The 16,022-nt window shown below is 62.5% G+C and carries 6 protein-coding genes; all 6 read left to right on the forward strand.

Going from position 1 to position 16,022, the window contains the following annotated elements:
• The first annotated feature begins 89 nt into the window (after positions 1 to 89).
• The 6 genes from JQ558_RS03325 (at position 90) to JQ558_RS03350 (ending at position 16,021) form a co-directional block, all read left to right on the forward strand.
• Positions 90 to 1,238 (forward strand): amidohydrolase, encoded by a 1,149-nt coding sequence (locus tag JQ558_RS03325; RefSeq protein ID WP_212292900.1) that lies wholly within the window; start codon positions 90 to 92, stop codon positions 1,236 to 1,238.
• A gap of 241 nt (positions 1,239 to 1,479) precedes the next feature.
• Positions 1,480 to 3,879, forward strand: a complete 2,400-nt coding sequence (locus JQ558_RS03330) for a TonB-dependent siderophore receptor (protein ID WP_212292825.1) — start codon at positions 1,480 to 1,482, stop codon at positions 3,877 to 3,879.
• A 375-nt stretch (positions 3,880 to 4,254) separates the two neighbouring features.
• Entirely contained in the window at positions 4,255 to 4,485 is a 231-nt protein-coding gene (locus tag JQ558_RS03335) for an MbtH family protein (protein WP_212292826.1), read from the forward strand.
• Between the two features lie 21 nt (positions 4,486 to 4,506).
• Positions 4,507 to 5,262 (forward strand): thioesterase II family protein, encoded by a 756-nt coding sequence (locus JQ558_RS03340; RefSeq protein ID WP_212292827.1) that lies wholly within the window; start codon positions 4,507 to 4,509, stop codon positions 5,260 to 5,262.
• A complete protein-coding gene (locus tag JQ558_RS03345; protein ID WP_212292828.1) occupies positions 5,231 to 6,199 on the forward strand; it encodes a TauD/TfdA family dioxygenase in 969 nt (322 codons plus the stop codon). The genes JQ558_RS03340 and JQ558_RS03345 overlap by 32 nt, the downstream gene beginning before the upstream one ends.
• A 51-nt stretch (positions 6,200 to 6,250) precedes the next feature.
• Positions 6,251 to 16,021: a non-ribosomal peptide synthetase gene (locus JQ558_RS03350; protein ID WP_212292829.1), complete on the forward strand. Its 9,771-nt coding sequence runs from the start codon at positions 6,251 to 6,253 to the stop codon at positions 16,019 to 16,021.
• Position 16,022 lies beyond the last annotated feature (1 nt).

Genomic DNA, 16,022 nt, shown 5'->3' on the forward strand with positions numbered 1-16,022 from the left:
TGTCCTGGCTACTCGTTCCTGGTGGTATGTGATGTCATGATAAACGCCCGAAACCGGGGCTTATTGAGCTGAACGTGATGAGCATGAACATGTTTTTGGCTGAGCGGGAATTGACGGAACTGATTGCGTGGCGGCACGAGCTCCACAGCAAGCCTGAATTGTCAGGGCAGGAAGAGAAGACCGCGCAAGCAGTGCAGGCGCTTCTCCATGCAACTGGCGCCGACAAGGTCGTCACGCGACTTGGCGGGCACGGCCTGCTCGGGATCTACCAGGGAGATGCGCCTGGCCCGACGATCATGCTTCGCGCCGAGCTGGATGGATTGCCGATTCAGGAGATCTCGGCCCTGCCGTATCGGTCGTCGGTCCCGGGAAAAGCGCATCTTTGCGGTCACGACGGCCACATGACTATTTTGGCGGCGGTGGCGCGCGGCTTGGGCCGTCAACGCCCGCAACGAGGGCGGGCCGTACTGCTGTTCCAACCGGCGGAAGAGGACGGGTCTGGCGCCGCTGCCGTCCTCGCCGACGAGAAATTTGAGCAGGTGCAGCCCGATTTTGTGTTCTCGTTGCACAATTTGCCGGGACTTCCCCTCGGGCAAGTCTCGATCGCCGAAGGGCTGGTCAACTGCGCTTCTCGCGGTATGCAGATCAAACTGTCCGGGCGAACCTCGCATGCGTCGAGCCCCGAACTCGGTGTTTCACCGCAAGCCGCAATCGCCAGACTATTGGGCGAGATCGGTGCGCTCGGTCGGGGCGGGGCGCTCGACGAAGATTTCTCAATGGTGACGGTCACCCATGCGAGGTTGGGCGAACCGGCGTTCGGCATCTCGCCCGGTCAAGCCGAGGTCTGGGCGACACTCAGGACGCTGACCGATTCGAAAATGGACGCCCTTCGCGCGCAGGCCGGAAGCCTGGTCCAGAGCGTGGCGGCAAGCGAAGGACTGAAGGCGGAGATTACCTATCGCGACGTGTTCAATCATTGCATCAATGACGCGGAGGCCGTCGTCCATCTCCGGAATGCGCTGGATGCAGAAGGCGTGCAATATTCCGGGCAGGGGCTGCCGATGCGGGGGTCGGAGGATTTTGGACGTTTCAACTACCGGTCAAAGGCCGCGATGTTTTTCCTGGGGGCGGGCACGCGGCATCCCGGCCTGCATCAGCCGGACTATGATTTTCCGGACGAGTTGATTGAAATCGGCTCGCGGGTCTTCATCCGTGCGTTACGTAATTTGTTGGGATGAGATGATGAGACGACGTCCGACTGTTTCATTCGACTTCGCGCGCAGCTTGCAAATTTAGAACGGTTAAAAAATCTCAGTGCGATTGTTTAGAACGACTCGAAAATATTCGGTGTTGCTTGATCGCCACTGATGCAATCCGTTGTGCGCACGTAGCATTACCTTAGATAGCTTCTACTCGCTGTTTCCACTCGCGAAGATAGAACGGCCTCAGGGACCTGCTTATGGGCTTTGGGGTGGAAGTATGACGTATAAGATTGCGGCCAGAAATGTTGTGCGCGCTGTTTCGTTGGGCGCGGTAAGTTATCTTGCTCTTTCTCTCGATTTTGCCAGTGGTCAGAAAGCGTTCGCGCAGAGCTTGCCGCCTGTCACGGTGGATGCCCCGACTCAGCAGCAGCGAGCGCGGCCCGCGGCACGGAGAACGCAACCGTCCACGTCGCGCGTGCAACGCCGCGTCGCCGCGCCGGCGCCTCGCCGCGTCGAACCGGTTCCGTATCTGACACCTTCAACCGGAGCTCTCGGTGCACCTCCAGCCCCCTATGCGGGCGGGCAGGTGGCGACGGGCGGAAGCCTCGGCCTTCTCGGCAACCGCGGCGTGATGAATACGCCGTTCAACCAGACCAGCTACACCGCGGAATTGATTGCAAATCAGCAGGCACGCACGATTCGCGACGTGCTGGCGAACGATCCATCGGTCAGAGTGATACAGCCGGCAGGTGGCGGCTCCGACGGTCTATTTATCCGTGGCTTCTACTACGACAGCGGCGATTACAGCTTGAACGGCCTGGCCGGAATCGCACCATACTATTCCACGGGTGCGAATTTCGTCGAGCGCGTCGAGGTCCTGAAGGGTCCGAGCGCCTTGCTCAATGGCATGACGGTTGGCGGCACCGGTGCAACGAGCGGCGGCGCCGTCGGCGGTACCGTCAATCTGATCACCAAACATGCTCCGGACATCGACATTACGCGGCTGACGGCGGGCTATGTTTCCCGGTCGCAGTTCGGACAAATCACCGACGTCAGCCGGCGTTACGGCGAGCACAAGGAGTGGGGCGTCCGGCTGAACAGCACTTATTCGAACGGCGGCACGCCCTTCAACCGGCAGACCGACGAATTCGGCAACGCTGTCCTGGGTCTTGATTATCGGGGCGCGAACGCGCGCGTGGAAGTCGATGTCGGCTATCAGGCCGACAATCTGAATCCGCCGTTGCGCTTCTTTACTCTTCCGGGCACCACGGCCGCAGCCGCGACGCAGTTCATTCCTCCGCCGCCGAAGCCGGGGTTCAATTTCCAGGTTCCGTGGGCCTATTACGCGCCCACGGACTTTTTCTCGACCGTAAGGAGCGAGGTGGATCTTGCCGACAACTTAACCGCCTATGCGGCTTTTGGTTATCACGACAGCAACATCAACTATGCCTATCCTTCGCCCAACCTCTCCAATATCGCGCCGGGTGCCGTAACGATTCCTCCGGGAACGTTGCAGGCGGGAGGCTTGTGGTCGCGACCGTTTACCGGCGCGGAAAGGTTCGAGACGCTCGCGGGCGAGGCTGGCGTTCGTGCGACGGTGGATACGGGTCCCATCAGACATGCCTTGAACTTTAACTACTCGGAAAACGACCGAACTTATGACCAGAAGGTCCGGACGCGTTCGGCTAATCCCCTGACCGACATTATTTTCTGGAACCTCTACACCGAGCCGACCAATATTCCGAAGCCCAACTTCACGACATTGTCCGCCAGTCAGGTCACCCGCGTGAATCTGTCGAGCTTTGGCGTATCCGATACGATGTCGACTTGGAACAATCGCGTCCAGCTGACCGTCGGTGTCCGTCGCCAGACCGCAGGGAGCGAGGTCAACAACGTATTTGCTACGCCGGCCAATCCGAACCGGCCGTTCCAGTCTGAAAGCGTGTGGACCCCGGCCTATGCCCTCGTGGTCAAGCCGGTCGAGAATATCTCGCTTTACGCAAACCACATCGAAGGACTCCAGACACCGACTGTCGTTGGTGGCCAGTTCGTCAACGTGGGCACCGTGTTCGCGCCCAGCAAGACCACTCAGGCCGAGGCTGGTGTGAAGTTCGATACGGGCCGCTTGACCACGACCCTGAGTATGTTCGAGATCGAGCAGGCGAGCATCATTGCGGTCACTCTTGCGGGGGGCCAGTTCCAGCTACCTAACGGCAGACAGCGCAATCGCGGCACCGAACTCAATGTGTTCGGCGAAATAACCCCCGAGTTCCGGATACTTGGTGGCGTGGCGTTGATCGACGGCAGACAGGTTGCCACGCCCACCGTGGCCGGAGTGAATACCGACGGCAGGAAGGCGGTCGGCGTTCCCGGCTTCACCGCCAACATCGGTGCGGAGTGGGATACGCCGTTGCGCGACCTGACGCTCACGGGCAGGGTGATCTATACCGCCTCGCAGTACGCTAACGTGACCAACACCCTGTCCATCCCTGAATGGACGAGGGTTGATCTCGGAGCGCGTTATACCCTGACTTCTCCGTGGAACGGCAAGCCGATCGTGATCCGCGCCAACGTCGAGAACGTCTTCAACAAGGCTTATTGGGCGTCGGCCTACAGCGGCGTCATTACCCTTGCGGCGCCGCGCACCTACCTGGTGTCGACGACGTTCAACTTCTGAACGCTGCGCCGCTCTCATCGCCGACAACAAGTGCCGTCGCGGACCCCATCCGCGGCGGCATTTTCCTGTTCGGATGTTGCGCCATTCGCATTCGGCAGAGTTGATGACAATGTGATGAAAAAAAGTCCGGAGTTGGTGCGCTTTTATCAAGAGCGAAGAATGTTCCAGGTTGGACGATTAGAATTCGACAAAATACGGATCACTTTGCAAATCAGTCAGTTGCCACGAGCGCTCCATCGCTGCGCGGAGGTTGTATCTTTCGCCAACGCTCCACTTTGGAGCTATTAAAAACTGCGTCGCCGATATTGCTTTGACCATCATTTGCTTCTGACCTAGTCAGACGCCGTTGCTTCGTTTTTCTGAAAGGTGCCGGCCATGATGGTTTTTGACAGAGACGACGTCACCTTCACCGTCGTCATCAATCACGAAGAGCAATATTCGATCTGGCCGACGTTCAAGGATATTCCAAACGGTTGGACGGCGGTGGGCAAGACCGGCACCAAGAAGGAATGCCTCGATCACATCGAGCAGGTGTGGACCGACATGCGTCCCCTGACGCTGCGCAAATTCATGGACGAAGCGGCTCCCGCGCCGAAGTCGGCTTAGCAAAACGGAGCCCGTCTTCTGATGCGGCTTTTTTGTCTGCCTTACTCCGGCGGCAGCGCCATGTTCTATGCACGGTGGCGCAGGCTGCTGCCGGCGTGGATCGACGTCCGGCCGGTCGAGTGGCCCGGACGCGGCGCGCGCATGGACGAGCCATTGGCGACGGATCCCCGCGTACTCGCCTCGCAACTGGCCGCGGAGATCCATGCCCGGCTTGATGGTCCTTATGCGTTGTTCGGGCACAGCCTCGGCGCGTTGATTGGGTTTGAGGTCACCCACAGTCTGCTCGATCGCGGCGCACCGGCGCCGGCCATTTTCTTCGGATCGGGCACGGAGGCGCCGGCCCTTCGGGACGGCAGCAAGTGGCGCCTGCCGCTGAGTGACGAAGCGCTGCTGAGGGAGATGCGCAATCTTCAGGGTACGCCCGATGAAGCACTGGCGAACTCCGAACTGATGCGATCGGCGTTACCGGTGCTGCGCGCCGATTTCCTGATGTGTGGCGCCTATACTTATCGGCCACGGCGTCCTTTGCCGTGTCCCGTCCACATCTTCGGCGGCGTCGACGACGAGACCAGCCGCCCATCGCTGGAAGCCTGGCAGCAGGAGACCTCGGCCGAATTCGCGCTCGACATGCTGCCGGGACATCACTTCTTCATTCACACGCAGCAAGCCGAACTGCTTGACCTGATCGGATCGGCCCTGGCCCGGCAATCGGGACGGTCGATTGGTTCGCATTGGAGCAAGGATCATGAGCGCATTCTCAGTCCAGCCACTCGTTGAGGGCAAGAGCCTTCCGTTGTTGCTGAAGGCCGACAAGGCCGGGCAGCCGCTCGGCGCGGCGCTTCCGATGCTGCGCGATACCGTCGACCGGCATTTGACCGATTGCGGCGGCATCGTCTTTCGTGACTTCTCCCTCGATGGCCCGGACGCGTTTCGGGCTTTCGCGGCCGATTTCGGCCACCCGCTGCTCAGCTACGAGTTCGGATCGACGCCGCGCTCGCAGGTCACTTCCGGCGTCTACACGTCCACCGAATACCCGCCGCACCAGCATATTCCGCTGCATAACGAGCAGGCCTATACAAGGGATTGGCCGATGAAGATCTGGTTCTATTGCATGCAGCCGGCACAAGAGGGCGGAGAGACGCCGATCGCCGACAGCCGCGCGATCCATCGCGCCATGCCGTCGGCCATTCGGGAGCGTTTCGCCGAAAAGGGCGTGATGTATGTCCGCAACTACGGCAACGGGCTCGATGTCGACTGGCAGCAGGTGTTCGGCACCGAGTCCAGGTCGGAGGTTGAGGCCTATTGCGCCCGCCATGACATCGACTGTGAATGGAAGCAAGACGGCGAGCTGCGGACGCGTCAGATCTGCCAGGGCACGGCGCGTCACCCCGTAACGGGCGACTGGGTCTGGTTCAATCAGGCGCATTTGTTTCACGTCTCGAATCTCGAGCCGGAGGTGCGTGAGAGCTTGCTCGACGTCGTCGGCGACGAGGTCGAGCTGCCGCGCAACGTGTTCTACGGCGACGGGACGCCAATCGACGACGAGACGCTGACCACCGTGCGCAACGTGCTGGAGGCGCACAAGATCAGCTTCCCCTGGCAGGCCGGCGATGTCGTCATGCTCGACAACATGCTCACCGCCCATGCGCGCGCGCCGTTCAAGGGGCCGCGCAAGGTGATCGTCGCCATGGCCGAAGCGCATCGGCAGAGCTGATCGTCCCTTGCTGCCCGCGAGGCGAGGATTTCCGGACTGGATTTCGAGACAATGTATCAAGACAATCTCGTCGAACGTCTACGCGGCCACGCGGCGTTGCGTCCGGATCGGGTGGCGTTGCGCTTTCTCGAAGGGGATGATGTCGCCGGCGAATTGACTTTCGCCGCCCTCGATACAAGGATTCGCGCCGTCGCGTCCCGATTGCAACAATTGGGCTGCGCGGGCGAGCGGGCAGTCATCCTCCTGCCCAGCGGGCTCGACTATGCCGTGGCATTCTATGCCTGTCTGTATGCGGGTGCGATCGCGGTTCCGGCGTATCCGCCTGAGGGTGCTGCCGATCGTTATGCGGGTCGCCTCAACGGGATTCTGGGCGACGCGACGCCGCGCTTCATTCTGACGGAAACAAATCTGCGTGATGTCGTGGAAGCGGCGCTCGCCGATCCGACCAATGTCCGGATTATCGAGGTCAATGCGATTTCGACGGAGTTCGCTGCGGAATGGCGAGAGACAAAGCCCGCAGCGGATGCTGTCGCGTTCCTGCAATACACGTCGGGATCGACGTCGCAACCGAAGGGGGTTTGCGTTTCGCACGCCAATTTGACGGCTAACGAGAAGGCCATCCAGGCCGTCGTAGCAGGAACGCTTGACGACGTATTCGTCAGCTGGCTGCCTTTCTATCACGACATGGGGCTGATCGGTGGATTGCTGAATCCACTGTTCACCGGCTTTACAGCTGTCTTGATGTCGCCGCGCAATTTTCTCGAGCGGCCGCGACGCTGGCTTGAGGCTATCCATCGTCACGGTGGAACGATCAGCGGTGGGCCCGATTTCGCCTACGCGTTGTGTGCCGACCGCGTTTCCGATGAAACGATCGGACGGCTCGACCTGGGCCGTTGGAGATTCGCGTTCTCCGGCTCCGAGTTTGTCCGCAAGACCACGCTTCAGAGATTCGGTGAACGATTTGAGCGTGCCGGTTTCAATCAACGGGCGCTGACCGCCTGCTACGGTCTTGCTGAGGCGACGCTGCTGGTGACGGCAGGCAACCGAGCGACCAAAGCCGTCAGCTATACGCTCGATACAGAGGCACTCGCGGCAGGTCGCATTGCGACCGCCGATGAAGGCACCGATCTCGTAGCCTGCGGTCAAACGGTTGGTGATCACGTCACGTGCATCATGCGCACGGATGGATCGGCGGTCACAGAGACTGACGAGGCCGGCGAGATCTGGGTCGCCGGTCCCAGCATAGCGCTCGGATACTGGAATAATCCGGAAGCCACGTCCAAGGCATTCGTCGAGCGGGATGGCACGCGCTGGCTGCGCACCGGAGATCTCGGCTTCATTCGAGACGGCACGCTGGTCGTCACCGGCCGCCTCAAGGATCTCCTGATCGTTCGCGGTCAGAACGTCTATCCGACGGACGTCGAGCAGGCGGTGGAGGCCGACGTCGAATTGGTTCGCAGCGGCCGGGTGGCTGCTTTTGCGGTCGAGATCGACGGACGGGAAAGCATTGGTGTCGCGGCCGAGTTCAGCCGTGTCGTTCTCAAGCGCAGCGATCCCGAGGCTCTTGCTCAGGCCATCGGCGAGGCTGTGCTTCGACAGGCTCAGGAATATCCGGCTGTCATCATCCTGTTGAATCCGCAGGGGATGCCACTGACGACCAGCGGGAAGCTGCAGCGTTCGGCCTGCAGCGCGCGTTGGGCCGACAACACGCTCGACAGTTTCATGGTCTTCGAAAGAGGGCGTCGTCGCGATGGCACCATATTGACGGCGCCGGCGGGCGATACCGAGCGTGCCCTAGCGTCGATCTGGCGCGACGCGCTCGGCCTGCAGGCGGTCCACCGGGAAGACGATTTCTTCGTATTGGGCGGAAACTCGATCACGGCCGGACAGATCGCCGCCGCGATCCGCGAACGTTTCGGCGTAGAGCTGGAATTGCGCAGCTTCTTCGACGCGCCGACGCTCGCAGCCTTCGCAGAGCGGATCGATACTCTGGTGGGTGAAGGCGCGGGGCGAGCTCTCCCTCCGATCCAGCGGGCGGCGCCGGCAAGCCGCAGGATCTTGTCCCATGCCCAGGAACGGCTGTGGTTTCTCTGGAATATGGACCCGGGCGGAACGGCCTACACGGTTGCTAGCACGGTCCGTTTGAAAGGAAAGCTCGACCATGCCGCCTTGTCGCGGGCGATCGCGGAAATCGTCCAGCGCCATGAGGTCTTGCGCACCACGTTCGTCGCGCAGGAAGGCCGCGCAAGACAGGTAGTTCACGAGTCCCTGAGTGTTGGCATCCGGCACGAGGATCTCCGTTCATATCCCGCGGGCGACCGCGCCGAACATGCCGCGGGGATCGGTCGATCCGAACTCGCCAAACCGTTCGATCTCGTCAATGGACCGCTGTTGCGGGCGGCTCTGTTGCAGCTCGCAGACGACGCGCACGAGTTGTTGCTGCTTGCCCATCATATTGTCGTCGATGGCTGGTCGCTCGACGTGATGCTCCAGGAGTTGGCTGGACTTTATCGCAGCTTCATCCGGAAGGACGTCGGTCCACCGCCAGTGCCGATGATTCAGTATACGGATTTCGCAGGCTGGCAACGCGATTGGCTTGCGGGAGCTGAGGCGGACCGGCAGCTGGCTTATTGGCGCTCAAAGCTGGGTGACACGCACCCGGTGCTCGGCCTGCCCCATGACCGGCCGCGGCTGGCGGCGCAAAGCCATGGCGGAGATACGATCGGCCTTGCGATCGACGGCGCGCTGGCCTCCCGGCTCCGCGAGATCGCGGGAAAACATCGCGCGAGCGTCTTCATGCTGCTGCTCGCGGCGTATCAGGCGCTGCTGTTCCGCTATACGGGCCAGAGCGATCTGCGCGTCGGCGTGCCCGTCGCGGGACGCCGCCACGCACAACTCGAACGTTTGATCGGTTGTTTCGTCAATACGCTGGTGCTGCGTGCCGAGATCGTCGATGGAGCGACGTTCCCGGATCTGCTCCGGCAGGTCAAGGAAGCGGTGATCGAAGCGCTGTCCCATCAGGATCTTCCGTTCGAGGCGCTGGTCAACGGCCTGCGGCCCGAGCGCAGCGGCGGTCACAACCCGCTGTTCCAGGCGAAGTTCAACTATATGAAGGCGCCGAGTGGATTTGACGGCGTCGAAGGACTTGCTGCCGAGATCGACATCCTGGACCTCGCGGGTTCGCATTTCGATGTCGCGCTTGATATCGTCGATGGTGCCAATGGTATGAAGGCGACCTTCAACTACGCCACCGATCTCTTCGACGCTGCGACGATCTCGCGGCTGGCGGCACAGTTCGGCTCGCTGCTCCGTCAGATCGCAGAAGATGCGGAACGCCTTGTATCGGACTTCGTGATCGATGGTGCGAACCGGCAGGTGGTGCCGAGCCAGACTGCTGCGTTTCGATTCACCGATGTGGTAAGCCTTTATCGCGTATCGACAGTCGATCGACAAACCGCGGTTGCGATCCAGTGCGGCGACGAGACTTTGACCTTCGTCGCCCTTGAGCGAAAGTCGGATCACATCGCCCGCACCCTCGCTGCCAGGGGTGTGGCACGGGAAACGCCGGTTGGGCTCTGGATCGAGCGCTCGCCGGCCTTCGTGGCGGCGCTGCTCGGCGTGCTGAAGGCCGGCGGAGCCTATGTGCCGCTTGATCCGAAATGGCCGGTGGAACGGGTACGAGGCATCCTGGCGGATGGCGGGATCGAGATCGTGTTGGCGGCTGGTGAGAAGCGGGCCGTGGCGCTTACGCTCGATTGCCTCGTGCTCGAGGCGGACGCCGAGGCGAGCTCTGAAGAGTTGCCGAGCGCGCTTCCGGATCGTGCGATCCATCCGGCGCAGACCGCGTATGTGATTTACACGTCCGGTTCGACAGGGACTCCCAAAGGGGTGGCGGTTTCGCACGGTGCGCTGGCCAATTATGTCCGGGCCCTGCTGCAACGCGTGCAGCCGTCGCCGAGTGCAAGCATGGCGATGGTTTCTACCGTCGCGGCCGATCTCGGTCACACCGTGCTGTTCGGTGCGCTTGCCTCCGGGGCGACGCTGAATCTATTGGCTCCGGAAGCCATCCTCGATGCGGATTTGTTTGCGAAAGCGATGCGGGATGGCAAAGTCGGCATCCTCAAGATCGTGCCCAGCCATCTGCGCGGCCTGTTGCAGGCGTCACGGTCGGCCGATCTCTTGCCCCGCGATGTCCTCATTCTCGGCGGTGAGGCCTGCGACGCAGCGCTGCTGAGCGCAATCCGTCAATTGCGGCCGCAATGCCGGATTCTCAATCACTATGGTCCGACGGAAACGACGGTCGGTGCGGTTACGCATGAATGGGAGCCTGCGGGTGAGGCAGGTCCGGTTCCGATTGGCTTGCCGCTCGCCAATCTGTGCGCACATGTGCTGGACGACGCGCTGAACGAGGTGCCGATCGGCGTCGCCAGTGAACTCTATCTCGGAGGTGCTGGGCTGGCGCGCGGCTATCGTGGCCAGCCAGGCCTGACCGCCGAACGCTTCGTGCCGAATCCGTTCGGACCGGCCGGAGAGCGGCTCTACAGGACGGGGGATCGGGTTCGTTGCGATCAGTCGGGGCGGTTGGTGTTCCTCGGCCGTGGCGACGATCAGATCAAGTTGCGTGGCTACCGCATCGAGCTTGACGAGGTGGCGCGCGCGGTCAAGGCGTTGCAAGAGATCGATGACGCGGTGGTGATCGCCTGCGCCATCGGCGGAGACGCCGATCGGCAGGAACTCGTCGCATACTGCGTTGCCCGATCCGGCATGGCGCCGACGGTGGACGCGATCAAGCAGCAGTTGGCCGCCGTCGTGCCGGAATACATGGTGCCGTCGCGCGTCGTGCTCGTCGACCGCCTGCCGCTCACGCCAAACGGCAAGGTGGACCGCAAGGCGCTGCCGGAGCCGGATCAAGACAAGGTCGTCGCCAACTACGCAGCGCCCGAGGGAGAGACCGAAGAGGCGATCGCTGCGATCTGGCGCGAGGTGCTCGGCCGGGAACAGATTGGCCGTAACGACAATTTCTTTGAACTCGGCGGCGATTCGATTCTCAGCCTGCAAATCATCGCGCGGCTGCGCAAGCGCGGCATTCGCCTGACGCCGAAGCAGGTCTTTGGACAGCAAACCATCGCACGCCTGGCGACGGTAGCGACGATCACAGCGGTGCCTGTCGCAAGGAGTGAGAAGTCGAAGGCGGAGACCATCGCCGAGAGCGACCGCGTAATCGGCGGGCACTGCTTGCTGCCGATCCAGACCCGCTTCTTCGATGAGGACGCCGGCAACCGGAATCACTGGAACCAGGCCGTGCTGCTGGTCCCGCAGTCGCAGCTGGACTGGGAGTTGCTGCGACGTGCGCTCGTTGCGGTCGTGGATCACCACGATGCGTTGCGCTTACGCTTCGAGCAGGTAGACCGCGCGTGGCAGGCAGAATATGGCGCAGCGCCGGCGCCGTCAGAATTGGTGTGGGTTCGCACGGATGTCGGCGACGCCGCGCAGGTCACGGCGATTGCGTCCGCCGTGCAGGCGAGTCTATCGCTGTCATCCGGTCCCTTGTTGCGCGCGGCAGCCATGGATCTCGCCGACGGCAGTCAACGAGTGCTGATCGCGATTCATCATCTGGCAGTTGACGGCGTGTCGTGGCGGGTGCTGCTGGAAGACCTGGCCGCAGCTTACGGCCAGCTAAAGCAGGGCGCAGACACCGTTTCGCTGCCGCTGAAGAGCGAATCCTATGCGTCGTGGGGAGCACGGCTACACGCCTATGCGGCCGCCCCGGCGCTAGCAGACGAACTGCCGTTCTGGCTCGCGCGCGGAGCGGATACAATTCTGCCATGCGACAACGATCATGGTGGTCCGGATCTCGTCGGGGACGGGGAAGAGGTGTCGTTGGTCCTCGATACGGAATTGACGTCGAGGCTGCTGCAGGAAGCGCCATCCGCCTATCGGACGCAGGTCAACGATCTGTTGCTGGCGAGCTTGGTGCGCGCCGTCTCGCGCTGGGGCGGGCCCGAAGATTTGACGATCGAACTCGAGGGTCATGGCCGTGAGGATGTATTTCCCGGAGCCGATGTTTCCCGCACGATGGGCTGGTTCACGACAGCTTTCCCTGTGCGGTTCAATTGTGGATCGAGCGACGACGCCTCACTGATCAAATCGGTCAAGGAAGACCTTCGCGCCATCCCGATCCGTGGAATTGGCTACGGCGTGTTGCGCTATCTCGGTTCCGAGGAGCAACGCCACGCTCTGGGCCGGCTGGCGGAACCGCAGATCGTGTTCAACTATCTCGGCCGGTTTGATGGCAGCGTGGGAGCGTCCTCGCTCTTCGACTTTGCACCGGAGAGTTCAGGTGCATCACGAAGTGATGCTGCTCGTCTCAGGGGCTGGCTGAACGTCACGGGGCAGGTGCGTGAGGGACGTCTGCTTCTATCTTTTGGATATGGACGCAAACGCTATCGGCGGGAGACGGTCGAGCGGCTGGCGCACATGTACGAGACCGCCCTGCGCGAACTGGTGATGCATTGCTGCAGCGGCGCGTCCGCTCTCACGCCATCCGACGTTGCGTTGTCCGGCCTGAATCAAGCCGATCTCGACCGGCTGGGCACGACGCTGGACCTGCGCGGCGTCGAGGACATCTATCCGCTTTCGCCGATGCAGCAGGGCATGCTGTTCCACGCACTCCGGGATGGTGTTGACGATGTCTATGTAAACCAGGTCGGGATCGAAGTGTTTGGCTTCGATGCCGGCAAACTCAAAGCGGCGTGGCAGGCGGTGAGTGACCGCCACGCGGCGCTGCGCACGGGCTTCGTTTGGGAGCAGCTGTCGGGCGCGGCGCAACAAGTCGTGCACCATCAAGTGGCGGTGCCCTTTGTCGAGGAGGATTGGCGCGATCGGGCGGTGGCGCTGGAGCGCAGCGGCCGGCTCGAAATCGCGCTGGCCGACGCGTCACGCCGGGAGCGCGAAAGCGGTTTTGATATCTCCCGCCCCCCGCTGCAGCGGGTGCGTTTGATCCGGCTCGATGACGCCAGGCACTGGCTGATCTGGACCCATCATCACATCTTTATCGACGGCTGGAGCTCGGCGAGACTGGTTGCGGAGGTGCTGCAGCACATGAGCGGCGGCGCGCTGCGGACGGTGCAGGGCAACTATCGCGACTACATCTCGTGGCTGCAGGGCAGGGATCATGCAGCGGCAGCCAGGTTCTGGCGTGGTGCGCTGGGAAAGCTTGATACGCCGACCTTGCTGGCGAATGCACTGCCATCGAACGGCATGGTGCCGGAGGCCGCAGGTCATGCCAGCATCGCGCTCGCGGTAAGCGCCGAGCTGACCGAACGGCTGAAGTCATTTGCGAAGCGGGAACGGGTGACGCTCAACACGCTCCTTCAGGGTGCGTGGGCGCAACTGTTGCGGCGGCATTCGCGGCAAGGCGCAATCTCGTTCGGGGTGACCGTATCGGGCCGTCCGGCGGAACTGGCAGGCTCCGAGGAGATGGTCGGCCTGTTCATCAACACGCTGCCGATCGTCGACGCACCAAGCCCGGAAGCCAGCGTCGGCGATTGGCTGCGTCAGTTGCAGGAGCAGAACCTGGTCTTGCGCGAGCATGGCTGGACGCCGCTATACGAGATCCAGCGACTGGCCGGTCATGCCGGGCAGACCCTGTTCGACAGCATCCTGGTGTTCGAAAACTATCCGATCGACGAGGCGTTGCGGAAGACCGGCGAGGACGGTCCTCGTCTCGGACGCGTGGAGCACGTCACGCCCACGAACTATGCGCTGGCGGTTGCCGTGTTCGCCGGAGCGGATGCGCTCAATCTGGAGCTCAACTACGACCGGGCCCGTTTCGACGGCGCCGGCATCCAGCGTCTACGAGACGGCTTATACGGATTGCTGGAGCAGGTTGTGGCCGATGCCGGGCGGCCGGTGGGTGATATCGGATTGCCCGACAACGATGAAGCAAGGCGGCTGCTGGACTGGAGCGGCGTCGCGAACTTGGCGGCATCGCGGCCGTCCCATATCGACGTCGTCGCGCAGATCGAGGCGCGGGCCGCGCAGGCGCCTTCGTCGGTTGCGCTGGCGTGGGGCGAGACGTCCGTCAGCTATGGTGAGTTGAACGCCCGCGCGAACCGGCTGGCGCGACGGCTTCGCCGGTGGGGCATCGGTCCGGATCGCCTGGTCGGCCTGGCGCTGGCCCGCAGCCCGGACATGATGGTCGCGCTGCTGGCTGTCTTGAAGGCCGGCGGCGCCTATCTTCCGCTCGATCCGGACTATCCGGACGATCGCCTCGCCCACATGCTGCGTGACAGTGCGACCAAGTTGGTATTGACGGAAAGTGCGCCGCTCAAGCGTCTTGCGCCAGTGCTCCGCGACACCGGGGTCGAGGCCTTGCGTCTGGACGAGCCGCAGCAGTGGCGCGCCGGTGACGATGCGAGCAACCTCGATGTCGAAATCCATCCGGACAGCCTGGCCTATGTGATCTACACCTCGGGCTCGACGGGAACACCGAAGGGAGTAGCGGTCTCGCACGGGCCGCTCGCCATGCATTGCGAGGCGATCGGCCGGCTGTACGGCATGAACGCCGGCGACCGGGAATTCCAGTCGGCTTCAATCAATTTCGACATTGCCCACGAAAGGTGGCTGGTGCCGCTGATGACAGGCGGGTCGCTCGTCCTGCCGTCCAGGCCAGGTCTGCTGATCGACGACCTGGTCGGCGAAATCGAGCGTCATTCGGTCACGGTACTCTTCCTGCCTCCGGCCTATGCCGACCAGTTGAGTGAAGCGTTGCGGCATAGCGGCCGACGCCTTTCGCTGAGAGTCTGCATCGTGGGCGGCGAGGCCTGGTCGGATACGGGAATCAAAACGTTTCGTCGGGCCGTCAATGTCGGTCTTCTGATCAACGCCTATGGTCCGACCGAGACCGTGATCGCGCCGACGGCATGGACTGTCGACGAGGCTGCGTTGACGCCGGGTCAATACGCGCCAATCGGACGGCCCGTTGGTCTCCGGTCCGCCTACATTCTCGACGCTGAACTCAACATGGTCGCAGCCGGCGTAACGGGCGAGTTGTTCATCGGTGGTGTGGGGCTGGCGCGGGGGTATCTGAAACGCGGCGCACTGACGGCGGAACGGTTTATTCCGGATCCGTTCGGCGGCGACGGCGGGCGTCTCTACCGGACCGGTGATCTGGCGCGGTGGCGGGCTGACGGCGTGATCGAATATGTCGGGCGCGCGGACCATCAAGTGAAGATTCGCGGTTTCCGGATCGAATTGGGGGAGATCGAATCGCGCTTGCTGGAGCAGCGCGGCGTAAGCGCCGCCGTCGTGGTGACACGCGAGACGAGGGCGGGACGTCAGCTGATCGCCTACGCCAGCGGCGAGCGGGCGTTGGACGGCCAGGCGCTGCGCCAGGCGTTGTCCGCCATGCTGCCCGACTACATGGTTCCCGCGGTAATCGTGGTGCTCGAGCAACTGCCGCTGACCCCGAATGGCAAGATCGATCGGCGAGCACTGCCGCCGCCAGACGAGGACGTAGCGGCGCGCCGCTATGCGGCGCCCGAGGACGAAATCGAGATCGCGCTGGCGAAGATCTGGAGCGAGTTGCTGGGCGTCGAGCGGATTGGACGCAATGACCATTTCTTCGAGCTCGGCGGACACTCATTGCTTGCGGTGCGGCTGCTCAGCCGGGTGTCGCAGGATCTCGGCGTGTCGATCCAGATTTCGGATCTGTTCGTTCATCCGGAACTCGCCCAGTTCGCCCGGATCGTTTCGATCAGGCTGATCGAACGCGAGTTCGATGCAAAAGAACTTCACGATCTGATCGCATCGGGACTGTGAC

It is taken from the genome of Bradyrhizobium sp. AUGA SZCCT0160, from assembly GCF_018130105.1.
Classification (GTDB): Bacteria; Pseudomonadota; Alphaproteobacteria; order Rhizobiales; family Xanthobacteraceae; genus Bradyrhizobium.